This window comes from Bradyrhizobium sp. Leo114 (assembly GCF_055229415.2).
Window position 1 is genome coordinate 73,417 of the sequence record NZ_JBUYEN020000004.1, and the last position, 24,607, is coordinate 98,023.

Here is a 24,607-nt window from a genome sequence, read left to right on the forward strand (position 1 = left end):
CCGATGACATTCCCGCGCGGGTTCCGTTATGCTAGGCCTTCGTTCGAGCGGCGCTCCCCGCCGCGATGCAAGTCGAAGAGCAATGGCCGCACCTCACGTTCCGCAGATCGCCCTTTATCGCCGCTGGCTGCAGGAGCAGCGCGGCCTGAGCTTTTCCAGCTTTGAGGACATGCGCCAGTGGTCGGTGCGCGACCTCGACGCCTACTGGCAGAGCATCTGGGACTATTTCGGCCTGCGCTCGCCGACGCCGCACCGCGCGGTGCTGGCGGAACGGAAGATGCCGGGCGCGGTCTGGTTTCCCGGCGCGTCCGTCAATTACGCCCAGCAGGTGTTCCGGCACGTCGAAGCCGCCGATGCCGCGGGCCTGGCGGCGATCGTGAGCAGCGGCGAAGATGGCGTGCTGAAAGCGACGAGCTGGCCCGAACTGCGGCGACAGGCGGCCGCGCTTGCGGTTCATCTGCGGGAAAAAGGCGTCAAGCCCGGCGACCGCGTCGCGGCCTATCTGCCCAATATCCCCGAGACCATCATCGCCTTCCTCGCCACCGCGAGCCTCGGCGCGATCTGGAGCGTGTGCGCGCCCGACATGGCGGCGCCGGCGGTGATTGATCGCTTCAAGCAGATCGAACCGAAAGTGCTGATCGCGTGCGATGCCGTCACCTATGCAGGCCGGCGGCATGACCGCCGCGCCGTGGTCGATGAGCTCCGGCGCTCGCTGCCAACGGTCAAGCATTTCATCCTGCACAGCGACGCGGAGAGCGCCGAGACGGCCGATCCGCTGCTATCAGCGATCTTCGCCCGCCGCAGTCCCGCGATCGATACGTTCGAGCCGGTGTGGCTGCCGTTCGATCATCCGCTCTGGATCGTCTATTCCAGCGGTACCACCGGCTTGCCGAAGCCGATCGTGCACAGCCATGGCGGCATCATCATCGTGGTGCTGCCGCTGAACACGCTGCACAACGATATCGGCTGCAGCTATCAGCCGAACTCGTTTGGCGAACGCTTCCATTGGTACAGCTCGACCGGCTGGATCATGTGGAACTGCCAGGTCAACGCGCTCCTGGGCGGCACCACCTGCTGCATCTTCGACGGCAGCCCCGGCGGCTCCAAGGACAAGCCGGACTGGACCACGCTGTGGCGCTTCGTCGCCGACGCACAGGTGACAGTGTTCGGCGCGGGCGCAGCGTTCTTTGCCAATTGCACCAAAGCCGAGATCGATCTCGCCGCCGTCGGCGACCTCTCACACCTGCGCGCGCTCGGCTCGACCGGATCGCCGCTCAGCGCCGACACGCAAGCCTGGTTCAACGAGCGCTTCGCCGCGCTTTCAAAGGTCAATGGCAACGCCGCGCAGGCGGACATGTGGTGGGCGAACATTTCCGGCGGCACCGACTTCGCCGGCGCCTTCATCGGCGGCAACAGGGAATTGCCGCAGACGCCGGGCACGATGCAATGCCGGATACTGGGCTGCGCCGTGGAGGCATTCAACGAGCAGGGACGGCCCGTGATCGACGAGGTCGGCGAACTCGTCTGCACCGAGCCGCTGCCGTCGATGCCGCTGCGTTTCTGGAACGATCCCGGTGATGCGCGCTACCGCGCCAGCTATTTCGAGACCTATCCGGATAATTTCGACGGCAGCGGACGCGGCCCGGTGTGGCGGCATGGCGACTGGCTGAAGGTCGCCGCCGACGGTTCCTGCGTGATCTATGGCCGGAGCGACGCCACCATCAACCGGCACGGCCTGCGCATGGGGACGAGCGAACTTTACTCGGCGATCGAGGCGCTGCCGGAGATCCTGGATTCGATGGTCGTCGACCTCGAATATCTCGGGCGCGAAAGCTACATGCCGCTGTTCGTGGTGCTGCGTGATGGCATCGCGCTCGACGAGGCGATGAAGGCAAGGATCAACAAGGCGATCGAAGCCGGCCTGTCCCGCCGCTTCCTTCCCAACGAGATATTCCAGGTGCCCGAAATCCCGCGCACGCTATCGGGCAAGAAGCAGGAGCTGCCGATCAAGAAGCTCCTGCTCGGCCATCCGATCGAGAAGGTCATCAACAAGGATGCGATGGCCAATCCGGGTTGCCTGGAGTGGTACCTCGCTTTTGCGGGCGACTATCTGCAGAAAAATACGGGCGCCGCTTGAGGCGGCGCCCGCATTCTAGGTTTTTGTTTTGACGCGTTTTCTTCACGCGAACCGGTGTCCACTTCGCTCGAAAACGCTCTACGTGGACTGAAGCGTCCGCTTCTTCACCCGCTCCAGCCACTCGCGCGTCAGCACGAGGTCCGCCTGCGAGAGCTGGTGTCCGGCCGGCAGGGTCCGATGCGTGACATCGGCGCCGGCATCGCCCAGTATCTCAGCCAGCTTCGCCGAGTTGGAGGCCGTTACGATCGGGTCCATCTGTCCCGCGGCGACCAGTACCGGCGCGCCGGCCAGGTCGGGGCGCGGTGGATCGGACAGCGGCACCATCGCGCGCAACAGTATCGCGCCCGAAAGCGTGCCAGGGCGAAGCAGCATCATGGCTGCGGCGATGTTGGCACCGTTGGAATAGCCGACCGCCACTGGCGCGCCGATGCCGAGACGCCGGCGCATCGCGTCAACGAAGTCGGCCAGTTCGGCAGCACGCCGCCGAACGTCGTCCTCGTCGAACACCCCTTCCGCAAGACGGCGGAAGAAGCGCGGCATCCCATTCTCCAGCATGCGGCCGCGCGGCGACAGCAGCGCCGAATCCGGCGACAGCATCCTGCCGAGCTCCAGCAGGTCGCTCTCGTCGCCGCCGGTGCCGTGGAGCAGCAGGAGGGGCGGCGCGCCCGCCCGTTCCGCCGGCTCGAAGCGATAGACAAAGGGTGTCTCGTTCGTCATGCGACTTCTCCCAAATCAGGCAGCACGCTTTCGATCTCCTTGCGATGCCGCTCGAGGAACGCCGGCAGCTTCAAGGTGTGGCCGAGGCTCTCGACGGGCTCATCCACCGCAAAGCCCGGAATGTCGGTCGCGATCTCGAACAGCACGCCGCCGGGCTCGCGAAAGTAGATCGAGCGGAAGTAGTTCCGATCCCTCTGCTCGGTCGGATGCAGGCCGTGCGCCGAGACCAGCTTCTGCGCCATCTGCCCCTGCTCCGCATCGTCAGCCGCGCGGAACGCGATGTGATGCACCGAGCCGACGCCCTGATGACCGCGCAGGAAGCCCTTGGCCTCGTAGATGTCGACGATGCCCCCTTGGGCGTCACCGGGAGCAGCGAAGCGGATCACCGAACCCTCGCGCGCGACCTCGCGGAAGCCGAGCACATCGGTCAGGATGGCCGCGGTCTTCTCGGCGGTCTCGAGCAGCAAGGTCACGCCGTGGAAGCCGCGGATCGCGTGCTCCGCTGGGACGTCGCCATTGCTCCAGGCCGGCTCATCTTCCGCGCCGGGAATACCGACGAGAGCGAGCGCCATGCCATCGGGATCGGTGAACGGCAGCACCGACTCACCAAACCGCTTCTCCAGCGGCTGATGGGGGATGCCCTTCTCGACGAAGCGCTGCACCCAATAGCCGAGCGAGCGCGCCGGCACGCGGAAAGCGGTCTGATGGGTCTCGCCGACGCCACGACTGCCGGCGGGGGCGCCCTCCCACGGGAAGAACGTCAGGATGGTGCCGGGATGGCCAACCTCGTCGCCGTAGTAGAAATGATAGGTCGTGGGATCGTCGAAATTGACGGTCTTCTTGACGAACCGCAGGCCGAGGTCGCGCGTGTAGAAGTCGAAATTCTTCAGCGGGTTGCCGGCGATGGCGGTGACATGATGGATGCCAGACATTGGTCTCTCCTGGTTAACTCGGGAACCCGATCGGGCTCGTTGAGTGCAATATCGGCCCGCTATGTTCCGAGAACAATCCATGCTTTCATGGAGCCACTGTCTACGAATTGAGGACAATCGGCCGGAGGCAAGATGGACAAGGTCGCGAGCTTGCGGGCGTTCGTGAGGGTCGTGGAGACCGGCAGTTTCGCCGAGGCCGGCCGACAGCTTCGCCTCTCCCGCTCCGCCGTCAGCAAGTATGTGGCCGAGCTCGAAGAGAGCCTCGGCGTGCAGCTCCTCAACCGCACCACCCGCCATGTCAGCACCAATGAGAGCGGCCAGATGTATTTCGAGCGCGCGCTCTCGATCCTGTCCGAACTCGACGCGGCGGATCAGGCGGTGTCGCAGGCGCAATCGGCGCCGCACGGACTGCTTCGCGTCAACGCGCCGATGTCGTTCGGCACGTTGCGGCTCGGACCGGCGGTCGCGGACTTCATGGGGAAATATCCGAAGATCCAGCTTCAGCTCGTCCTGAGCGACGACCTGCTCGACCCTGTGCAGGACGGCTTCGACGTCACCTTACGGATCGCGGAGCTGGAATCATCGAGCCTGATCGCGCGCAGGATCGTGCCGATCGACCGCATCGTCTGCGCCTCGCCGGATCACCTGGCCGAGCACGGCACGCCGACCCATCCGCGCGATCTTCGCGAGCATGTCGCGCTGACTTACGGCTTCCTGCTCACCGGCAACCAATGGAAGCTGACGGGTGCGGATGGCGATCACTGGATCCAGCCATCCTGGTCGCTGTGCGCGAACAACGCAGAGGTGCTGCGCGACGTCGCCGTGAAAGGGCACGGCATTGCGCTGATCCCGACCTTCATCGCCGGCGATGCGCTCCATACCGGCGCGCTGAAGACCATCCTTTCGGACTATCACGCGCCGCCGCTGACGCTCTACGCGATCTATCCTCCGACCAGGCACCTTTCGGTGAAGGTGCGGCTGTTCATCGACTTCCTGGTCGAACGCTTCGGCGCGGGAGCGGATTAGCGCGGGAGATAATCCGCCGTGCTCACCAGCGTCCCATAGGACGACCCCAGCGCGGCCATGAAGGCAGCGTGGACCTGCGCGGCGGGAACGTTGACCCCGCCGAACGCAAGGTCGCGCGTCGCGCAGGCGTCGTGCACAACGGTGGCCTTGTAGCCGAAATCCGCCGCCGCGCGAGCCGTCGCGTCGATGCACATATGGCTCATTGCGCCCACGATCACGACGTCCTCGATGCCTTTCGCATCGAGCGCCTGCTTGAGCGGAGTGTCGCGAAACGAGTTGGGATAGTTCTTCACGATCACCGTCTCGCCGTCGGCCGGCTGGACGGACCCATGGATTTGCGCGCCATCCGATCCCGCGACAAAGAACGGCGCATCCGGCCGCACGAATTCATGCCTGATGTGAATGACCGGATCGCCGCTGGCACGGGCAGCAGCGATGACGCGCCCCGCGTTGGCCGCGGCCGCGTCGATCCCGACCAGCGGCAGCCTGCCGGAAGCAAAATAGTCGTTCTGAAGATCGACAACGATGATCGCGCGCTTGCTCATGGCCGGACCGTCCTTTCCGCAGATTGGTCTGTACGTTTCTGGACAAGGCTAGGCCGGCCATCGCATGCTGCAAATTGGCGATACCGACATAAAACGGGTTGATACCGACAGATGGTTTCCCGAGGCCCCACCGAGATCGGGCTGGTGCATTATCCCGGCGCGCAGCTCGCCGCGATCCATGGCCTGACCGATCTGTTCGGCGCCGCCGACCGGATTGCGACCCGACATCGCAAACGCAAGTCCGCTCTGTTGCGGATCAGCCATTGGCAGCAGGCGGAGCCGGACAAGTCGCCGGCGCGGGTCTTTGACAGCGTCCCGGACAGCGATGCGAAGACAGCGCCTGCCGCGCTGATCCTGCCGCCGAGCCTTGGCGATCCGCCCACGCCGGAGAAGGCGGCGCCTTTCGTGCGATGGCTGCATGATTATCACGATGCGGGCGTCACGCTCGGGTCGGTGTGCGCGGGTGCATTCCTGCTCGGCGAGACCGGCCTCTTGGCAGGACGATCGGTAACGACGCACTGGGCCTACGCCGAGCAATTCCAGAACCGTTTCCCGGAGGCGCGCCTCGATATCGACCGGCTCATCATCGACGATGGCGACATCATCACCGCCGGCGGCGTGATGGCCTGGACCGATCTAGGCCTGAAACTGGTCGACCGCCTGCTCGGGCCGACGGTGATGATCGAGACCGCACGCGTCTTGCTGGTCGATCCGCCTGGCCGCGAGCAGCGCTACTACAGCGTGTTCGCGCCGCGGCTGACCCATGGCGACAAGGCCGTGCTCAAGGTGCAGCACTGGCTGCAGGCGACCGGAGCGAAGGACATCGCGCTGGCAACACTCGCGGCGCGCTCCGGATTGGAAGAGCGCACGTTCCTGCGCCGCTTCCAGAAGGCGACGGGCCTGACGACAACGGAATATTGCCAAAGGCTGCGCGTCGGCAAGGCGCGCGAATTGCTGCAATTCAGCCGCCTGCCCGTCGACCGGATCGCCTGGGACGTCGGCTATGGCGACCCGAGCGCATTCAGGAAGGTGTTCATGCGCATCACCGGCCTGACGCCGGGCGACTACCGGCGCCGCTTCAACGCGGAGTGAGGTTTGGCGCCCTCTCCCGCTTGCGGGAGAGGGCGGGGTGAGGGTGCTTCCGCGATTCACGCTGTTCGAACATGTGGAGAGAGCCCTCACCCGGCGCTACGCGCCGACCTCTCCCGCAAGCGGGAGAGGTTAAAGACGGCTCGACTGCATCACACCAGGAACACGGTCGATCCCGTGGTCTTGCGGGCGGCGAGATCGGCGTGGGCCTTGGGGGCGTCCTTGAGCGGATAGGTCTGGTTGATCTCGATCTTGACCGCGCCTGATTTCACCACGTCGAACAGTTCGTTCGCCATCGCCACCAGGTTCTCGCGCTTGGCGCCATAGGTGTTCAGCGTCGGACGGGTCACGTACAGCGAGCCCTTCTGTGCCAACAGGCCGAGATTGAGCGGCTCGATACTGCCGGAGGACTGGCCGAACAACACCGCAACCCCGAGCGGCGCCAGGCAATCCAGCGATTTCAGGAAGGTGTCCTTGCCGACGGAGTCGTAGACAACAGGCACCAGATTGCCTTCGGTGATCTCCTTGACGCGGGCGACGAAATCCTCGCGCGTGTAGACGATCGTGTGCGCGGTGCCGTGGGCTTTGGCGAGTTTCGCCTTTTCGTCGGTCGAAACCGTGCCGATCACGGTGGCACCGAGATGCTTCGCCCATTGGCCCAGGATCAGCCCGACGCCGCCGGCCGCGGCATGCAGCAGGATCGTGTCGCCGCTCTTGACCCGGTAGGTCTGGCGAATGAGGTACTGCACCGTAAGACCCTTGAGCATCATCGCGGCGGCAGTCTTGTCATCGATGCTGTCGGGCAGTTTGAGCAGACGGTCGGCGGGGATCAGCCGCTCCTCGGCATAGGCGCCGAGCGGCGAGTTGCCATAGGCGACACGATCGCCCGGCTTCAGGTCGGTGACGCCGGGCCCGACTTCCTCGACGATTCCAGCGCCTTCGCTGCCGAGGCCGCTCGGCAGCGGCACGCCATAGACGCCCGCGCGGTTATAGATATCGACAAAGTTCAGGCCGACTGCGGTGTGACGGATCCGCGCTTCGCCGGGACCGGGCTTGCCGAGCTTGACCTCCTCCCATTTCAAAACCTCGGGACCACCGGCCTGATGGAAACGAAAGGCGTGTGTCATGAGAAACTCCTGCAGCACGGGATGATTGTGAATCTCAGCGAAAGCGGCGAATGCAATCCATTTCGCCGGCCGCAGACCATATCAGCGTGCTGCACGGCGGCAAGCAGCGCCCACGGTCATCTTGCCGTGAGCCCGTGACGCAGTGCAAAATTCTTCCAATCAGATCCGACGCAGCAGAGATAATCTAGTCCTGCAACGGAGGATCGAGTCAGATCACCACGACGACCTTGCCCAGCGCGCGCCGGTCGGCAAGGTGCTGGATCGCCTTGCCGCCCTCCTGCAGCGGGAATTCGGCGCTGATGCCTGATGACAGCATGCCTTGCGAATACCAGGACTGGAGCGCCCGCCGGTTCTCGGCGAGGCGTGAATCCTGCGACAGCGTGAAGGTGCGCCAGTTGATCCCGAGCACATCGCAATTCTTCAGCAGCGGAAGGTTGAGCGGCAATGACGGAATGCCGGCGGTGAAGCCGAGCACGAGATAGCGCCCGCCCTCTGCGATACAGCGAATGGCGGTTTCCGAGAGCCATCCGCCGACGGGATCGATGATCACATCGGCGCCGTGCGGCCCGACCGCCTGCTTCAGCCGCGCAGCGAGCTCGCGACCATCCCCTGTTGTGTCGGCCGAATAGATCACGCCTTCAGAGGCGCCATGCTGGCGTGCGAAGCCGAGCTTCTCTTCCGATGAGGCCGCAGCGACGACGCGGGCGCCGAGATTGCGCGCGACCTGCACGGCGGCAATGCCGACGCCTCCCGCTGCGCCCAGCACCAGCACGGTTTCGCCGGCGCGCACGCCGGCACGGGTGTGCAGCGCGTAATAGGCCGTCTCGAAGATGAACTGCATGACCGCGGCATCGACGAACGACATGCCCTCGGGAATCGGGCTGCAGCGCGTGGCATCGACGGCGACGAACTCCGCCATGCCGCCGGTTCCGGTCCGCGCCGCGACCCGATCGCCGACGCGCAGCCCGGCAACCCCTTCCCCTGCCGCGGCCACGACGCCGGCCACCTCGGCTCCCGGCGCGAAGGGCCGCGGCGTCTTGACCTGATAGCGATCCTGGATCGTGAGAAGGTCCGGATAATTCACGCCGCAAGCCTTCACCGCCACCAGCACCTGCCCGGGTGCGGGCACCGGCTCCGGTACATCGAGCAGCCGCAGGGTTTCGGGCCCGCCCGGCTCGCAACTCATCAACGCGCGCATCAAATGTCCTCCGGCGGTACTCCCGTCAGCGACAAATGAAAAGAAGTCCCGCACCCGCAATGACGAAAACGATCAGTTGCGTTGACCTTGCCTGCCACAGGAATGGTGGCGACGGAACAATCCCGGCGCTAACATGCCAATGCCATGCCGGGAGCTTCCGCCGCACTTCGATCATCACGCGCTGCGCCGTCGCGTTCAGCGATCGATTCCGGCTATGTCGGCCTGGTCCTGAGCGGCGTGCGCGAGGCCGGCTTCGATATCGACCGGCTGTTGGCGCGCGCCGGCATCGCGCCCGAGCAACTCGAGAAGCCGGGCGCCCGGCTGCCGCAGGACCAGTTCGCCCGCCTGATCGCGATCCTGACCCGGGAAACGCGCGACGAACTCTGGCTCTTGTGCAACCGCCCGATCAAGCCCGGCACCTTCCGCATGATGTGCCGGCTATTGATCCGCTCTGCCAATCTGCGGGAGGCGATCCGGATCGGCTGCCAGTTCTATCATCTGGTCGCCGACGATTTCGTGGTGCGGCTGGCGGAAGGCCCGGATGACGCTTCGCTCTACGTCACCGACACCATCGCCCAGCCGAACCGGCGGCGCATGGTCAACGGCGCGATCCTCTTGTTCGCCTATGGGCTGATGTGCTGGCTGGTAGGCCGCCGGCTGCCGCTGATCACCGTTCACTACGTCTTCCCGGAAGAGCCGTTCAGCTCGGAGCTCGAGCCGTTCTATAGGGCGCCGATGCTGTTCGACCAGCCGCGCACCGAAATCCGCTTCGATGCCGAATTGCTCGATCTGCCGATCATGCCCGACGAGGAGCGGCTGCGGCGCTTCCTCGCTTCGATGCCCAATGCGCTCCTGGTGCGCTACCGCGACGACAGCAGCATGGCCGAACGCGTGCGCGGCATTCTCCGCCGCAACCTCAAGCGTCCGTTGTCGTTTGAGGACATCGCCGGGATGCTCGCCGTCTCGCCGCAGACACTGCGCCGCCGCCTGCTCGACGAAGAGAACTGCGGCTTCCAGGACATCAAGGATCGGCTGCGGCGCGACCTGGCCACGCATCTATTGCAGAAGTCCCGCCTGTCGCTGGAAGAAATCGCGGTCTCGCTCGGCTTCTCCGAGCTCAGCACCTTCCATCGCGCGTTCCGGCGGTGGACCGGCGTAACGCCCGGCGAGTTCCGCGAGCGCCGCGGCCCTGCCGCAAAATAGTAGCGTCGGATTCCGCCAATCGGATTGGCATGCGCGGTCATTCAATGATGCAGCCTTGATGCGGATAATCCCGGCAAGGCCGATGTTCTCGGCCAACACGGGGAAGAAATGCCAATCCTGCGCCAATGGGCTGAACGTCATCCCGACAAGACCGCCGCGCTCGTCGCCTTTTCCGACCAGGCGATGACCTATGGCGAGCTCGATCGCCGCGCCAATGCCGTCACGCAGCTCCTGATCTGGATGGGGCTCGCCGCCGGCGACGGCATCGCGATCATGCTCGACAACGACCCGGCCTATTTTGAGCTGATCTGGGGCGCGCGCCGCCACGGCGTCTATTACACGCCGGTCAGCACGCATCTGAAGCCCGAGGAGGCGGCCTATATCGTGCGCGACAGCGGCGCCAAGCTGTTCTTCGTCGCCGCGCGTTTTGCGGACGCGGTCCAGGCGCTGCTCGCCGACAATCCGCACCGGTCCGCGGTCTACGCACTCGGCGGCGCGTTGGATGGCAGCTTTGACTATGGCGCGGAGCTTGCCCGCTTCGATCGCCTGATCGAGATTCCCGACGGCCCCGTCGGCAAGGATTTCTTCTATTCCTCAGGCACGACCGGCAGGCCCAAAGGCATCAAGCAGCCGCTGTTCGCCAATCTTCGTCAGGCGCAGGCCTCCGGCGACTGGGTGCGCGACAATTTCGGCTTCGCGGAGGATACGGTCTATCTCTCTCCGGCACCACTGTACCATGGCGCGCCGCTTCGCTTCACCATGCGCACGCTGGAGAGCGGCGGCACCGCCGTGATCATGAAGAAGTTCGTACCGGAGCAGGCGCTGGCCGCGATCGAGCATTACCGCGTCACCCACAGCCAGTGGGTGCCGACGATGTTCTTCCGCCTGCTCGCGCTGCCTGACGAGATACGCGCCCGCTACGATCTCGCCTCGCATCGCTGCGCGATCCACGCCGCCGCGCCCTGTCCGCCCGAGCTGAAGGAGCGGATGATCGAGTGGTGGGGGCCGATCGTCTGGGAATATTACGCGGGCTCGGAGCGCAACGGCGCCACCTGCATCTCCACCGCGGACTGGCTGACCCATCGCGGCTCGGTCGGGCGCGCCTGCGTCGGCACTATCCATATCCTCGACGAAGCGCAGAGCGAGCTCGGCCCCGGCGAGATCGGCGACGTCTATTTCGACGGCCCGCAATTCGTCTACCACAACGATCCCGAAAAGACCGCGCGCTCGCGAAACGCCAAGGGCTGGTCGACCATCGGCGATGTCGGCTATCTCGATCACGACGGCTATCTCTATCTGACCGACCGCCGCTCGCACATGATCATCTCCGGCGGCGTCAATATCTATCCCGCCGAGATCGAGAATCGCCTGGCGCTGCATCCCGATGTGGCCGATGTCGCCGTGTTCGGAATCCCCAATCCGGAGTATGGCGAGGAGGTCAAGGCCGTGGTGCAGCTCAGGGAGCCGTCGAAGGCATCATCGGCGCTTGCGACTGAGCTGATGGCGTTCTGCCGGGACGGCCTGTCGCACGTCAAATGCCCGCGCTCGATCGATTTCGCGGCCGAGCTGCCGCGGCAGGAGAACGGCAAGCTGTTCAAGCACGTGCTGAAGCAGCGCTATCTGCAGCCGGCCTAACCGGATCATCAACAACGAAGACAGGAATAGAGCATGAAGAAGCTCATGGTGGCGACCTGTGCGATCGCATGGGCGGGGTTGTCGTTCTCCGCATTCGCTCAGGAGAAGAACTACGGACCAGGCGTGACCGATACCGAGGTCAAGATCGGCCAGACCATGCCGTATAGCGGCCCGGCGTCGAGCTTCGCGGCGATCGGCCGCGCGATGACCGCTTACTTCCAGAAGGTGAATGCGGAAGGCGGCGTCAACGGCCGCAAGATCAACCTAGTCTCGCTCGACGACGGTTATAGCCCACCCAAAGCCGTCGAGCAGACGCGGCGATTGGTCGAGAGCGAGGAGGTGCTCGCGATCGTCGGCACCTTCGGTTCGCCGACCAACTTCGCAACGCAAAAATATCTGAACGCCAAGAAGGTGCCCGGCCTGTTCCTCGGCACCGGCGCCAACCGCGTCTCCGAGCCCGCGACCTATCCGTGGTCGATGGGTTGGCAGCCGAACAACCATGCCAAGGGCGTGATCTACGCCAAATACCTCCTCAAGGAGCGGCCCAATGCGAAGGTCGCGGTGCTGTTCCAGAACGACGATTTCGGCCGCGACTACGTCAAGGGCTTTCGCGACGGGCTTGGCGACAAGGCCGCGACGACGATCGTCAAGGAGCTCAGCTACGAGATTGCCGAGCCGACCATCGACTCGCAGATCCTGATCCTGAAAGCGACCGGCGCCGACGTGTTCCTCGACATTTCGACGCCGAAATTCTCCGCGCAGGCGATCAAGAAGATGGCGGAAACGAAGTGGGATGCGCTGCACCTGCTCAGCGATGCCGCCGGCTCGATCTCCAGCACGCTGGCGCCGGCGGGGCTGGAGAATTCCAAGGGCGTCATCACCGTTGCCTTCCGCAAGGATCCGAACGATGCGGCATGGGGCGACGATGCCGGCGTGAAGGAATATCTCGCCTTCATGAAGCAGTACATGCCCGAAGCCAATCCGTCCGAGACCTATCACGTGTTCGGCTACGCGACGGCGCAGACCTTCGTTCACGTCTTGAAGAATTGCGGCGACGACCTGACGCGCGAGAACCTGATGAAGCAGGCGACCAGCATCAAGGATCTCGTCCTCCCGATCATGCTTCCCGGCATCAAGCTCAACACCACCCCCACGCGCTACACGCCGATGAGCCAGGAACAATTGATGCAGTTCGACGGCGTGAAATGGAAGCCGATCGGCGAGGTGATCGACGCGGAGAAGTGAGAGCGCGGTCTCGGGAATTTTACCTCGCCCCGCTTGCGGGGAGAGGTCGGAATTCGAGCGCAGCTTGAATTCCGGGTGAGGGGGTGCCTCCGCAAGCTCGTCTCAAACCGTCTTCGTGGAGATAGCCCCTCACCCTACCCTCTCAGAGCGAGCTCCGCTCGTCTCGGCCCCGTGAAGAACGGGGAGAGGGAGGCGCAGGGCACTTGCGCTCTTCAGTCTATTCACACTCGCGCAGCACCTCCCGCGCGATGGTCATCTTCATCACTTCGGTGGTGCCTTCCGCGACCTGCGCGATGCGGCTCTGGAAATAGAGCTGGCCGAAGCGGTTTTCCCTGAGCACGCCGAGCCCGCCATGGATCTGGATGGCGCGATCGATGACCCGGCAGGCCGCGAGCGGCGCGAAGCATTTCACCATCGCGGCTTCCTTGCGTGCATCGAGGCCACGATCGAGCATCCAGGCGGTCTTGTAGACCATCAGCCGCGACTGCTCGAGGTCCATCTCCGATTCCGCCAGCATCCATTGAATGGCCTGCCGTTCCGCGAGCGGTTTGCCGAACGTCTCGCGCTCACGCGCCCGTTTCGCGGCCTGCGTCTGCGCCCAGCGCGCGGTGCCGGTGAGGCGCGCACCGATCACGGTGCGGTTGCGGTTGAGCTGGTCCATCATGTAGCGGAAGCCCATGCCCTCCGCGCCCAGCATGTTCTTCGCTGGGACCACGCAATCCTTGTACTGGTAGTCGCAGCTCCGGCCGAGATAGGTGCCCGGCGCCATGGTCTCGTATTCGCGCAGCACCGACACGCCGGGATTGGGATAGTCGACCAGGAACAGGCTGATCCCCTCATAGCCCTTGGTCGGATCGGTCACGGCGTAGCAGAGCAGATATTTCGGCGTGATGGCAGGATGGTTCGGCGGCGGCGCCCAGCGCTTGATGCCGTTGATGATGTAATTGTCACCGTCACGAACGGCGGTGGTCTTTATCCCGGCCGCGTCGGAGCCCGCGCCCGGCTCCGAGATGTTGATGTGGTAGAACTTGTCCTCTTTCAGGATCGGATAGAGATACGCTTCCTTCTGCCATTCCGGCGCGACGTGAAGCGCGGGATGCGGATCGAGAAAGCCCGACCAGGTCGCGAGCAGGCCATGCATCACGGGCGACCTTACGATCTCCTCGTAGACCAGGCACTTCGCGACCGTGCCTAATCCCTGCCCGCCGGCTTCCTTCGGCACCGCCAATCCCCTGAAGCCGTATTCGCGGAATTTCCGCACCACGCCCATGAAGATGTCGTGCGGCACGGCGTAGTCGTCCGTTCCCCAGTCATCCTCGAGCGGGCGGCAGACTTCCTCCACAAAGGCAGCGGCCCGCGCCTTGATGTCGCGTTGTTCCCTGGACAGTTCAAAATCCACTGTGATCTCCAACCCTTGTTTTGCAAGGCTGGAGACTAGGTCGGCTGCGTCAGGGCGATTATGGCGTGGAGAGCCAATCTGGTTGGCTGATTGCATCAGGCCGGGAAACCTTGCTGGCTTCGTCCTTCGCGTCGCTCGATGACGCCGCGGTGTTTAGCGCGCGGAACTCGCGAAACAGGTCGGCAGCTCCCCAGTTGCTCAGCCATCTCTGGCTGAGCAAGCGCAAGTCGATGCTCCACGGCTGGCCTGAACCGGCGGGCATGGCACCGTGCCATAGGAACAAAAAACGCAGCAATCGCCTGGCTTGGGCTTCAGGTGAGCACCGCATGCCTTGCAATCGTAGAAGAACCTGCAAGCATCTAGCGGCATGATTTCCATCTGACGATATCCGCAGTGTGGGCATGTGACGATGGATTGCAGAATAAGTGAGTTGTCCTGCATCGCCGCATCCCGCCAGAAGTAGTCTCGAAATCAGCGCCATGAGTATAGCGCCGATACGGCCTCGAGGGGACGAAAACGAGATTGCGGATGACGCGGGAACGGACGGTGCCCCGCAAGGTCGCTTCTCCCGAGCAGAATCCGACCAGTTAGATTTTGTCTAATCGGCGCGATGACGTCTGCGTCGTCGTGCCATGTGGCAGGTTCCGTGGCGACAACCTGCCAAGCGTCACTTTCAGGCCAGCAATGGACAATGCTTGATCTTGGCGCGGCGGGATTCATGATTGCGCCTTCCGATAGCTCCAGCTCTTGAGCAAAGTAGCATTGCTACAAAATCATCTAATGATTGCTTCAAAACTAATTGCTTCAATAATCTCAAAACAAATGGTCGGCCTGCGTACCAACTACTCTCGGGGCAAGCTTGATTGCATTTCTGCATTTTGCCAACGTCAGGACGAGCGATTCACGTCGCTTATCTAAAAGAACGGCAAATTTTTGGAGCGCTCAGCATGACAAAGGCGCTCCGACACAACTGACATAGCCGTTCTGCATTCGGGGTGACCACCTATGTCTTGGGGGCACCTTCACGATTGTGTGCGTGTGCGTTTGTGGCGTCTCGTCGAGTCCGAACCTCAAAAACATAAATCCACGACGCGCTGAGCTCACGCTACAACCGCTGAATCTGCAAGTGACTCATCCGGAAAAGAAAGAACTGCGTGCGCAGGGCAATCTCTGCTCGCGCTGTCAGCATCACCACGGCACACGGCACACGGCACACGCCAAACGAAAAAATTCAACAGGCTAGGCGAATGGGGCAAATACCGCATGTACGTGATCATCGATGATCGAGAGAACGTTGCCACCGGCTACATCGGCGGTTTCGATCGTGAAGGCATTTCTTCTGTTGGATTTTCGCCAACGGAGTTCCTTGAGTGGCTGGAATCTGCGGGCGACGATGAGCTGTCGGCCATTGACGCTTTTCTTCTTGGAGATTGTGATACTCGCGCCACCTTGCCTCGCACTGTCCGCAAGCGCTGCCGTGCACCGATCATCGCGCTCAGCAACCAGAGAATGCTCAAGCACACGGTCGAGCTCTTTGAAGCTGGCGTGGATGATGTCGTCCATATTCCAGTCCACCCACGCGAGATCCTGGCAAGAACTGCCGCGATCTCCCGCCGCAGCCTCGGAATATCGACCCATGGCAAGCAAAGTGCGATTCGAGTCTTCTTTGACGGGAGAGATCCGGAAATTGGAGGAGCAGTGATGATGCTGCCGCGTCGCGAGCTCCGCATCCTGGAACACATGGTTGGTCAGCAAGGAAAATGGCTGACCAAAACGCAGATCTTCAATGCGGTTTATGGGATCTTCGAGTCAACGTTCGATGAAAACGTGATCGAAAGTCACGTCAGCAAGCTGCGCAAGAAGCTGCGTGACCGTCTCGGCTACGACCCGATCGTCTCGAGGCGATATATCGGCTACCGGCTCGATTCCTCCACAGGAGCGCCCGAAGACGATGCGACGCGAGATCTCCAAACCCTTGGCATCCTGGCCAAGCAAGCACCATCGAGGCCACGCCCCATCTTCACTTGAGAGAACGGGATCATCATTCAGAACAGGTAACGCATCGCCACGAACAACGACCGCGTGGCGTCTGTGCAGATTTGGTAACGAGCTAGCGCATGCCTGCCCGTCACGGCAGCAGGCGCAGCCATCCCATGCCGGATAACGGGTTTGCGCGACGCGCAGGCCCGCCGCTTACGTGTTGGCATCGCGTACCGCCTCGACAATGCTCTCGATAGAGCAGCACGATTTGTCGAATCCCGCGAGAATCCTCTGGAGACGCTTCGAAACGTGAAAATCATTCTTCGAATGCATCGCTGAACCTTTCGCCTTGTGACAGCGACAATGTCGTTGTCACTGACGATCCAGATTGCGTTGCTGCGGTGTGTAGTCCGATCCAATCGGGGGATGATTAATGAAGTCAGTGTTGCTTGCGGGGAAATTCAAACGATCAGCAGACAATTTCTTAATGGCCGACGCATTAGTGGGCTAAACGACATGCAGTTGAGTTGAACCTCGAACCAAAGCGCTAGCGAATCAGGGCGCTAATGAGGTGCACGCCGAGAAACTGCTCGCAAAATTTTTTGAATTGGGTCGATCATGACGTTAGCACGCGAGACGGTTGAATTATTGGTTCAGACGGCGAGAATTTGGCACTTCGAAGGTAGTCGGCACGGGCTGCGCGATCGCGAATGGATGGCCCTGCGTTTTCTTGCTCGCGCGAATCAGTTCTCACGGACTCCGTCGGCATTGGCCACTTTTGTCGGCACTACCAGGGGCACCGCATCTCAAAATCGTCAAGGTGCTCGAAAGAAAGGGATTCCTCGTTCGCAAACCTGCTGCGGAAGACAAACGCTCGGTGATCCTTTATGTGACCGCGCAGGGTGAGAAATTTCTCGGGCATGATCCGGTCAATGTACTCGTAAAGGCGATAGGCGTGCTCAGCGTCGATCGCCAGACCAGCTCACGCGATGCGCTCCGCCAGGTGCTCGACTGGTTGGATATTACCCAGCAACGACATCATGCGGACATTTGCAGGGAGTGCACGTTCTTGACGGAGAATAGTGCCGACGGCGCGACAGGCAACGCCTGCCCACAATTCACATGCCGCTTCTTTCGCGCAGCGATCACAGCGGACGAAACTATGCTGCTATGCGCGACCTTCGAGCGCGGCCGGCGATAGATTCATCCGACGCTGGCGCTACGGACGTCCGCCAAAGCGTGATGACTTTTCTTCGAATCGTCATCCCGCTTTAGCTCTTTTTGTTTGAGCATGATCTCCGCGCAAACGCTTCGCGTTTGTCGCGAGGGAAAACCGGTGTCCACTTTTCCGGGTCATGCTCTATTTCGTTTCGTGATGCTGTATGCCGAGAGAGCAGGCGAAGCGCACGGCAGCTTCGAGCTGCAACCAGACGATTACTGGAATGCCGACAATTTTAATCATCTATGAGGCAGCTCGAATCAACAATCTTCATTGCCCGCATGATAGCTCGTCGCCATCAACTCCTCGCCGCCAAAGGCGAACGTGCCGACGAGACCCATGATCATGACGACGTTCTATTCGTTAATCAATGAAGTGCAAAACACGACGACATCCGGGTCGACGAAACGGCAACTAAGGGCTCTCACCCGCATTACGGACTTGTTCCTTGCCGGGTCTGGTCGCTACTCCAAACAACAGATCAAACTGTTTGACGAGATATTCAAAACACTCGTTGCCGTGATCGAGTTGAAGACCCGCGTCAGGCTGGCTCGCCATCTCGCGACTGACTCGAATGCGCCGGCAACGCTGGTCAGGGCACTTGCATCGGATGATGCTGTTGCCGTGGCGGCTCCGGTTCTCAGTCAGTCGGATGCCCTTAGCGAGTCCGATCTTGTTGCCTGCGCCAGCACCCAAGGTCAGGGCCACCTTCACGCAATCGCGCAACGTCGAACAATCAGCGAGGCGATCACGGAGCTGCTGATTCTGCGCGGCGAAGCCGGCGTGGTCCATGCGGTTGCGAGCAACCCGGGCGCCCGCTTTTCGGATGGCAGCTTCGGCGAGCTCGTCGCGCGATCGAGCGAAGATACCCAGCTTGCCCTCCATGTCGGGACGCGGCATGACATCCCCAGACATCATTTCCTGAAGCTTATGGAAACTGCCTCGGCTTCCGTACGCAACAAGATCGCCGCGGCAAACCCGCAATTTTCCGACGCCGTGCATGACGCCGTGACAGAGGTCATCGACGACATAAATCTGGAGGTCCGCAATCAGTCTCCGGATCACGCGCGGGCAAGGAAGAAGGTAAAGCGCCGCAAATACTGGAAGGAGCTCGGAGAAGCGGATGTTCACGCGGCTGCCCGAGCGCAGGATTTTGAAACGGCTGTGATGGCGTTGTCCGTCCTTGCAGCCTGCCCCATCGAACTGGTCGAACGGGCGGTTCTCAACGACAATCCTGGCACCGTGCAACTTGTCGCAAAAGCCGGCGGATGTTCCTGGGCAACGGCCAAGGCTTTGCTGCTGATGAGAGTAGCGGACCGCAGGCTAAGCAAGATCGACCTTGATCAAGCGCGAGAAAACTTCGAGCGGATCGAGCTCCGAACGGCGAGACGAGTGCTTGAGTTCTACAAGGCACGCCGTGACGCGCGCACAAGCGAAAGCCATCCCATCGCGCCGAGCGAATCCGGCTCCCTAGCGGTCGCCATGATATAGGTCCGCTAGAACAGGCGCCCGCCATTCGGAACTGGCCGCTCAGGCGCAACGAGCACCACACGGCCTTGTTCATCGGGAAAGCCCAGCGTCAGCACCTCCGAGAGGAATGGGCCGATCCTGCGCGGCAGCAGATTGACCACGCAGGTCACCTGCCGACCAATCAATGACTCGGCGGAATACAGCTCGGTAAGCTGCGCGCTGGACCGCTTCGTTCCAACCTCGGGGCCGAGATCAATCGTCAGTTTCCACGCCGGCTTCCGCGCTTCCGGAAAATCAGCCACGTCAACGATCGTGCCGACCCTGATGTCGATGGCCAGGAACTCGTCGATCCCGATCGTTTGCGTCATGTAAAGCTCGCGCGGCAATGGCGTTTCCCGCGCGCATCCCGCAGGGGATCCCAGCCGTTCCCGTTGATGGCGGAGAGGGAGGGACTCCCGGAGCCCGGCAAGAAATGCTGAAAAAACGGGGCTTTTTCACCAGTGCGCGAAACTGCTCTGTACCAATGAATGGTACCAACTTCGTCCCCCAGGGGCAATTCCCTTCAGCGAATCCTTGGCGGCGGAGCAAGGCCTGGGCTCACGCAACGGAGCAGGAAAGCGGCCGGCCGCCTCCCCCCGCCCCGACCGTGCAATTGCAGCCAAACCCGGATCGGCTGGGCAAGCGGGCCGGATCGCTCAGCCAACCCTTCGTCATGAGGGGCAGCCGCTGGAGAGGACGCTGCGAATCCTTGCGACCTGTAGGCGCCCCGCCCCGCCACTCCGACCACCGATGTCCGCGCCGGGGCGTTAGCCTTCCCGACAGCTAAGCTCTCCTCTGAGACATATCGGCCCCGGAGTACCCCTACAGCCGACAGCGACGCCAGCATTTCTGACGGGGGTATGCGCGCATAGGTTTCAACATGCAACATGGAGCCGACCCAGCGCTGGAGGGCGCAATGGCGCTCGTTGCGGTGACGCATAACTATCCCCCGGACGCCGAGAGGCGCGATCAGTCCAGCGATGCCATGCCACGCAACGCGCGCGCATTCATGGGCGTAGCTTCGGGTCGGGTTGACCATCTGTGCGTCGTGCTCGCGATCTTCGGTTGTGACCTAACTAGTGCGACATAGCGACGTTACGCCTGACCGCTGTTATGGATATATTTGCTGCTACTGATCCTTGCCGCGACGACCTGCCTCCGGTTGCACCATGTTCGACGCTGACCCTAAAGCCAGAGCCGATCTAAGGGCCGGGACCCTTTATGCGATAGCGGGCGAAACCGCCTGGATCTACTACGGCCAGGTGACACTGGATAAGGCCATCGGCTTCTTCAGACGTCGGGAGCACAATTTGGCGGAGCCGGAAGGTATCTTATCATCGAACGTGATGGCCACAGTCGTAGTTGCCCATCCATCCATAGGCCAAGCATTGAGGTCCGGTCGATGGAAGAAGCTAGGCCGTTTCCCGCTGCACAAAGATCTGCAAAAGATACGCTATTCAGTTCAGTGGCCGGTAGGAACTTTGAACGTAACGGTATGGGCAGGCGGCAAGCCGAGATATGATACGCGTGTCGAAGACCCCGCGATCCAGAACATGGAGATTGTCGCTGCCTGGGACGCGGAGTATCACATTCCATCACGCCTCACTGCCGACTTCGGAGAAGAAGAAGCTAAATGGCACATCGGCGGACCAATCTGGCGCGAGCGGAAGGTCAAGGAGGAAACAGCGAGACGTTTTCCTGATCACCCGTGGAACAGGCTGCCCGAGGATTGGGTGCCGACTGACAGCGACCAAGGGTAGAAAGCGTCGAGTTGCTAATTCGGTACCCAGCGGCCGAATCTGACCCGTAGCTAACGGTGCCCTCGACCTCTGTAAGGTCGGTTCGTCGGCCTAAAGTGGACATCGCTGAGATCATCATCATCATCGTCCCTGACACATCAACATCCGAAATAAAAGCCCGCCATCGCTGGCGGGGCATAATGTGTTTCAGGTAAGGGACCTACTTTGCCCCGATTAGGGGACCAACTTATAGGGGACCAACTTTGCCCACGGCTGCAGGCTTGCGCCGCGAGGGGCTTTTAAGCGGCGCCAGACTGACGGGTGCATCTGATGCGACGTGAAGGCCGCGCGCCTTGCGCAGGGCACTTGCGTGCGCAAAATCTGACCTTCCTGTCCTCAGTCAGACCCAGTTCTCGACTCTGACCCCCGGCATGCGAGCAAACTCGCGCATGTTGTTGGTGACGATGATCAGTCCCTCGCTGCGAGCATGACCGCCGATCTGCATATCGTGCGGACCACAGGGCGTTCCCGCCCGCTCAAGTTCCGCCCGGACCTGACCGTAGTGCGCGGCCGCCTTGTCAGCAAATGGCAGCACATCAAGACGCGCCACGAAATGTTCGATGGCCGTTAGATTGTCGGCGCGGCGCGCGGACTTCTCGGCGCCATAGTGCAACTCGCCGAGCGTGATGCTTGAGATGCAGAGTTGCTCGGCCAGCCCATTGAATTTTTCGCGCAGGTCCGGCGGATAGTTCTTCATGACGTAGATGCAGATGTTGGTGTCGAGCATGTAGGTGAGCATCAGAGCGGCTCGCGCTCCTCGGCTTCCGGCTGTCTACGTTCGACCATGAAATCCTCGCTGACGCGCGGTCCGTTCTGAAACAGATCATCCCACCGTTTGCCTTGAGGCACGATCATACGGCTGCGGCCGATCTTCAGGATGTCGACCTGATGCACATCCTCAGGAAAGGCAACTGCCTTGGGCAGGCGGACGGCTTGGCTGCGATTACTGATGAACACCGTCGAGGTCGTCATGATGCCTCCTATGTATATCCAAGCGGGATATACATAAACCGACCTTAGTATTTTGACAAGGCCGCCTGTGTGTACCGAACACTCTAAAGCCGGACATAGTGGTGATGGAGTCCGCGGAGAATGGGGAACGATTTGATGCTTCCGGTCCGCTGAACCGGGCGAGAAACCGGCGCATCTTTGTCCAACGACCGATGCGTTCTGACACGATTGTAATAGTCGGCGTAGGATTGCAGAACCCGACGCAAATGCACCTCGCCCAGGACAATGATGTGGTCCAAACACTCGCGGCGGATCGATCCGATCAACCGTTCGGCAAGGCCATGCTGCCACGGCGAGGCCGGTGCAACAGGCTTGTCGCGGATGCCCATGGCGCGCAATCGGCGCGTAACGAGGCTGCCATAGATGCGATCGCGATCGCGAATGAGGTATTTTGGGGCCTCATCCCAAGGAAAGGCCTCCGTGATCCGACGTGCAACCCATTCCGCCGTCGGATTTCTTGTGATGTTGATCAAGACCAAGTCTCTGCGGTCCAGTCGGATGATGACGAATGCATAGAGCAGGTCGAAACCGATGGTGGGAACAACGAACAAGTCCATGGCGGCAACGTCCGGCGCGTGGTTACGCAGGAAGGTCCGCCATCCCTGGCTTGGTGGGCCTCGCCGCTTAACCATGTACTTGGCGACACTCGACTGCGCCAGCTCAAACCCGAGCTTGAGCAGTTCGCCATGGATGCGTGGCGCGCCCCAAAGCGGATTCTCCATGCTCATGTGCCGGATCAGCGCGCGCAGTTCGGCGTCGATCTGCGGCCGCCCTCCCTGTGGGTACGACTTCCAACGCTAGTAGCGGCGAAAGCCGGCCCGAAGCCAACGCACGAGCGTCTCGGGCCGGATGATCGTGAGGACCTGCAAGATCGATGGAAACCAGCGATACAGCTGAATGAAGAACCAACGATCATCGTTGCTGAGCCGGACGCGACCATGCAGCTTACGCCTTAAGGCAATCAATTGATGTCGGAGCGCCGCGTTCTCCGCTTCAAGCCGCAACTTCGACTTGAATGGCGAGGCCAAGACCGCCAAAATAAAACAGAGTAGCCCGATCATTCTTCCAGCTTAGGCGATTCCGTCACCTCATCAACTCGGATAAGGTTTTCGGTACACACACCGGCATGCCGATGATTCAGCTAAATTGGCCATTTGCTGTGCATGGGGAATTTGCGCGACGCAGATCGGGTCGACACAGTCCTAGACTTCTTCGCTGGCGCGGCTGCGTGCGGCGAAGCTATGACCGCGCTCCCCTAACACGATCCACCCATCTCTTCTGCGTCGCGGACCGATCAGCGTCGCTTGCGTCCTTTGATGTTCAGATCGGAGGTCGGTGTGGAAAGTCGTGGCATCGACCATGTAATCGAAGGTGCAACTCGCTGCCGCGAGCGTCGCACGAACCGGGTAACCGCACCAGTTTCGCACCAGAAACGGCCTGAACGAACCGCATCGAGCGCGATCGAGCTCGAACGAAACTGCAGCAAAAGCAACGAACCCGATCGATAGTCTGCCGCTCATAACGGTCTGGTTGCAGGTTCGAGTCCTGCCGGGCCCACCAGTGATTTCAGCAGCTATCGGTTCGCAACAGACCTGAGTCGGATTCGCAAGATCTGACTCCGTGCCCCTCCCGAGCGTCGTCAGACCTCAAGGAAGAGGCGCCAATGCTGTAGGTGTGCTTGCACGTTAAGAACGAGTCGATTGCGTCTTAAGAGCGCGTCGAGTTGTGGTGCGGCGAACTCCAGATCTCATGGTAGCAATCTGAAATTTTGTGTTTTCCAAGCGTTCGCCTTTGGCAGATTGTTCTGGACCTTTTTCCACAGGAACAGCGAGATGTGCACTCCGCCACTGAAAAGGCGTGTCGCCGGCGAAGCGCTTGAACACCGTCGTGAAGTGGGCCTGGCTCTGAAAGCCGACCGCAAAAGCCACGTCCACGAGTGATATATCGCCCTGCTTGAGCAATACCTCGGCGCGTTCGATCCGACGCTTCAGCAAGTACTCGTGAGGGCGCATGCCTGTTGCGGCACGGAACTGTGCGGCGAAATGCATCCGGCTCAGACCGGCGACCGTCGCAAGATCCTGTAGCGAGATTTTCTCCTCCAAACACTCGTCAACGTACTCGACGACGCGCTTGAGGCGCCATTTCTGCAGCGACCTCACGCTGCGGCTCCTGCGGCCCTCGGTAGACAGCGTCCCCGTTCGCCGAAGATCGGCCCGACCGGTAAACTGCCGCGCCAGGATGGCGAGGCGCAGGGCGTCGGCGCAGAGGGCAGCGTGCGAAGCGCGCCCGGTTTCCGTTACCGCGAGCGCGTCAAACAGGCGTCGGATCACGGGGTCGTCGAGTCTTTCGACGACAGGCGCCGCCTCAGCATTCAGGCATTTACGTGCGCGGCGCTTGGCGGCAAGCCTCAGGCAGCGAGTGCCCTTCGCAGCCTGCTCCCCGTCCTGACCTCCGGTCTTAACGGCGAGGGCAAGGTCGAGATGCACAAGGGACAACACAATGCCGTTTTGCGCAAAGCGGTCCGTGAATTTCGAGCGCTGCAGCTTGCGAAGGATCCTGCCATTCTCGGATTCGATAAGCACGATTTCCAGGGTGTCGAGGCAGGGGGCGTCGAAGACCGCCCCCGTGTCGGGTGCGGACGTCAGAACTGTTGCTGTACGACTCGGCCGAATATCCACGCTCGAAGCTCCAGCGCACCTGGCGTTCAAAGACCCCAATGCCAGCACGAACCTTCATTCGCGGCATGCCATCCTGAAAAGCCAATGGAACGTTAGCGCGCTGCGAGCACCCGGTATTGGACAAGGTGATGGCGATTTGTCCAATCTGATCGCTCGGA

General features: G+C 61.8%; 22 protein-coding genes, 1 tRNA gene and 1 pseudogene. 11 read left to right on the forward strand and 13 right to left on the reverse strand.

The features are described 5' to 3' along the window. Window positions 1-82 precede the first annotated feature (82 nt). A complete protein-coding gene (locus ACZIRK_RS06355; RefSeq protein ID WP_463327077.1) occupies window positions 83-2,137 on the forward strand; it encodes an acetoacetate--CoA ligase in 2,055 nt (684 codons plus the stop codon). A 78-nt stretch (window positions 2,138-2,215) separates the two neighbouring features. Here the strand turns inward: ACZIRK_RS06355 and ACZIRK_RS06360 are convergent, their stop codons facing one another. After that, window positions 2,216-2,854 carry an alpha/beta hydrolase gene (locus tag ACZIRK_RS06360; protein ID WP_130230007.1) on the reverse strand — a complete coding sequence of 213 codons (639 nt, stop codon included), beginning with the start codon at window positions 2,852-2,854 and terminating at the stop codon, window positions 2,216-2,218. Further along, window positions 2,851-3,786, reverse strand: a complete 936-nt coding sequence (locus tag ACZIRK_RS06365) for a ring-cleaving dioxygenase (protein WP_130230009.1) — start codon at window positions 3,784-3,786, stop codon at window positions 2,851-2,853. Before ACZIRK_RS06365 ends, ACZIRK_RS06360 begins: the two co-directional genes overlap by 4 nt. Before the next feature lie 132 nt (window positions 3,787-3,918). Between ACZIRK_RS06365 and ACZIRK_RS06370 the strand changes: the two genes are divergently transcribed. Beyond that, window positions 3,919-4,812: a LysR family transcriptional regulator gene (locus ACZIRK_RS06370; RefSeq protein ID WP_130230011.1), complete on the forward strand. Its 894-nt coding sequence runs from the start codon at window positions 3,919-3,921 to the stop codon at window positions 4,810-4,812. Here the strand turns inward: ACZIRK_RS06370 and ACZIRK_RS06375 are convergent. Continuing rightward, complete coding sequence (locus ACZIRK_RS06375; protein ID WP_130230013.1) at window positions 4,809-5,357, reverse strand: cysteine hydrolase family protein; 549 nt, start codon at window positions 5,355-5,357, stop codon at window positions 4,809-4,811. The two genes, ACZIRK_RS06370 and ACZIRK_RS06375, sit on opposite strands and share 4 nt — an antisense overlap. Window positions 5,358-5,468: 111 nt before the next feature. Here ACZIRK_RS06375 and ACZIRK_RS06380 point away from each other — a divergent pair, with 111 nt between their 5' ends. Then, window positions 5,469-6,449 (forward strand): GlxA family transcriptional regulator, encoded by a 981-nt coding sequence (locus tag ACZIRK_RS06380; protein WP_130230015.1) that lies wholly within the window; start codon window positions 5,469-5,471, stop codon window positions 6,447-6,449. Window positions 6,450-6,598: 149 nt separating this feature from the next. Here ACZIRK_RS06380 and ACZIRK_RS06385 read toward each other — a convergent pair whose 3' ends face one another. Together ACZIRK_RS06385 and ACZIRK_RS06390 are read right to left on the reverse strand one after the other, a co-directional pair. Continuing rightward, window positions 6,599-7,573, reverse strand: a complete 975-nt coding sequence (locus ACZIRK_RS06385) for a quinone oxidoreductase family protein (RefSeq protein WP_130231858.1) — start codon at window positions 7,571-7,573, stop codon at window positions 6,599-6,601. Between the two features lie 208 nt (window positions 7,574-7,781). Then, window positions 7,782-8,771 carry an NADPH:quinone oxidoreductase family protein gene (locus ACZIRK_RS06390; protein WP_463327078.1) on the reverse strand — a complete coding sequence of 330 codons (990 nt, stop codon included), beginning with the start codon at window positions 8,769-8,771 and terminating at the stop codon, window positions 7,782-7,784. Between the two features lie 144 nt (window positions 8,772-8,915). Here ACZIRK_RS06390 and ACZIRK_RS06395 point away from each other — a divergent pair, with 144 nt between their 5' ends. From ACZIRK_RS06395 to ACZIRK_RS06405, 3 genes are all read left to right on the forward strand, one after another. Further along, the gene (locus tag ACZIRK_RS06395; RefSeq protein WP_208829495.1) at window positions 8,916-9,974 is read left to right on the forward strand and encodes an AraC family transcriptional regulator; all 1,059 of its coding nucleotides are present in this window, start codon (window positions 8,916-8,918) and stop codon (window positions 9,972-9,974) included. A 108-nt stretch (window positions 9,975-10,082) separates the two neighbouring features. Then, window positions 10,083-11,609 (forward strand): acyl-CoA synthetase, encoded by a 1,527-nt coding sequence (locus ACZIRK_RS06400; RefSeq protein WP_130231659.1) that lies wholly within the window; start codon window positions 10,083-10,085, stop codon window positions 11,607-11,609. Window positions 11,610-11,642: 33 nt separating this feature from the next. Beyond that, window positions 11,643-12,854 carry an ABC transporter substrate-binding protein gene (locus ACZIRK_RS06405; RefSeq protein WP_463327079.1) on the forward strand — a complete coding sequence of 404 codons (1,212 nt, stop codon included), beginning with the start codon at window positions 11,643-11,645 and terminating at the stop codon, window positions 12,852-12,854. 217 nt (window positions 12,855-13,071) lie between these two features. Here ACZIRK_RS06405 and ACZIRK_RS06410 read toward each other — a convergent pair whose 3' ends face one another. Both ACZIRK_RS06410 and ACZIRK_RS06415 read right to left on the reverse strand, forming a co-directional pair. Next, a complete protein-coding gene (locus ACZIRK_RS06410) occupies window positions 13,072-14,253 on the reverse strand; it encodes an acyl-CoA dehydrogenase family protein (protein ID WP_165435631.1) in 1,182 nt (393 codons plus the stop codon). Window positions 14,254-14,451: 198 nt separating this feature from the next. Continuing rightward, window positions 14,452-14,694, reverse strand: coding sequence for a GDCCVxC domain-containing (seleno)protein (locus ACZIRK_RS06415; protein ID WP_080663596.1), 243 nt, complete (start codon window positions 14,692-14,694; stop codon window positions 14,452-14,454). 822 nt (window positions 14,695-15,516) lie between these two features. Between ACZIRK_RS06415 and ACZIRK_RS06420 the strand changes: the two genes are divergently transcribed. From ACZIRK_RS06420 to ACZIRK_RS06430, 3 genes and pseudogenes are all read left to right on the forward strand, one after another. Next, window positions 15,517-16,281, forward strand: coding sequence for a response regulator transcription factor (locus tag ACZIRK_RS06420; RefSeq protein ID WP_130231309.1), 765 nt, complete (start codon window positions 15,517-15,519; stop codon window positions 16,279-16,281). 570 nt (window positions 16,282-16,851) lie between these two features. Continuing rightward, a pseudogene (locus ACZIRK_RS06425) lies at window positions 16,852-17,434 on the forward strand (MarR family winged helix-turn-helix transcriptional regulator). Window positions 17,435-17,797: 363 nt separating this feature from the next. Then, on the forward strand, window positions 17,798-18,943 hold the full coding sequence (locus tag ACZIRK_RS06430; RefSeq protein ID WP_165435630.1) for a DUF2336 domain-containing protein: 1,146 nt from the start codon (window positions 17,798-17,800) through the stop codon (window positions 18,941-18,943). A 5-nt stretch (window positions 18,944-18,948) separates the two neighbouring features. On the opposite strand, the gene ACZIRK_RS06435 is transcribed toward ACZIRK_RS06430, so the two are convergent. After that, window positions 18,949-19,290 (reverse strand): tRNA-binding protein, encoded by a 342-nt coding sequence (locus ACZIRK_RS06435; RefSeq protein WP_130231301.1) that lies wholly within the window; start codon window positions 19,288-19,290, stop codon window positions 18,949-18,951. 840 nt (window positions 19,291-20,130) lie between these two features. On the opposite strand from ACZIRK_RS06435, the gene ACZIRK_RS06440 reads away from it, so the two are divergent. Further along, a complete protein-coding gene (locus ACZIRK_RS06440) occupies window positions 20,131-20,721 on the forward strand; it encodes a hypothetical protein (protein WP_130231802.1) in 591 nt (196 codons plus the stop codon). Window positions 20,722-21,100: 379 nt separating this feature from the next. On the opposite strand, the gene vapC is transcribed toward ACZIRK_RS06440, so the two are convergent. From vapC to ACZIRK_RS06460, 4 genes are all read right to left on the reverse strand, one after another. After that, window positions 21,101-21,499, reverse strand: coding sequence for a type II toxin-antitoxin system tRNA(fMet)-specific endonuclease VapC (vapC, locus tag ACZIRK_RS06445; RefSeq protein ID WP_130231804.1), 399 nt, complete (start codon window positions 21,497-21,499; stop codon window positions 21,101-21,103). Beyond that, entirely contained in the window at window positions 21,499-21,732 is a 234-nt protein-coding gene (gene vapB / locus ACZIRK_RS06450; protein WP_130231806.1) for a type II toxin-antitoxin system VapB family antitoxin, read from the reverse strand. Before vapB ends, vapC begins: the two co-directional genes overlap by 1 nt. A gap of 83 nt (window positions 21,733-21,815) precedes the next feature. After that, window positions 21,816-22,499 (reverse strand): integrase core domain-containing protein, encoded by a 684-nt coding sequence (locus tag ACZIRK_RS06455; protein ID WP_463327080.1) that lies wholly within the window; start codon window positions 22,497-22,499, stop codon window positions 21,816-21,818. 69 nt (window positions 22,500-22,568) lie between these two features. Next, window positions 22,569-22,832, reverse strand: a complete 264-nt coding sequence (locus ACZIRK_RS06460) for a hypothetical protein (protein WP_463327081.1) — start codon at window positions 22,830-22,832, stop codon at window positions 22,569-22,571. Window positions 22,833-23,234: 402 nt separating this feature from the next. On the opposite strand from ACZIRK_RS06460, the gene ACZIRK_RS06465 reads away from it, so the two are divergent. Further along, a tRNA-Met gene (locus tag ACZIRK_RS06465) sits at window positions 23,235-23,331 on the forward strand. A 125-nt stretch (window positions 23,332-23,456) separates the two neighbouring features. On the opposite strand, the gene ACZIRK_RS06470 is transcribed toward ACZIRK_RS06465, so the two are convergent. Further along, complete coding sequence (locus ACZIRK_RS06470) at window positions 23,457-24,449, reverse strand: helix-turn-helix domain-containing protein (protein WP_245474857.1); 993 nt, start codon at window positions 24,447-24,449, stop codon at window positions 23,457-23,459. Window positions 24,450-24,607 lie beyond the last annotated feature (158 nt).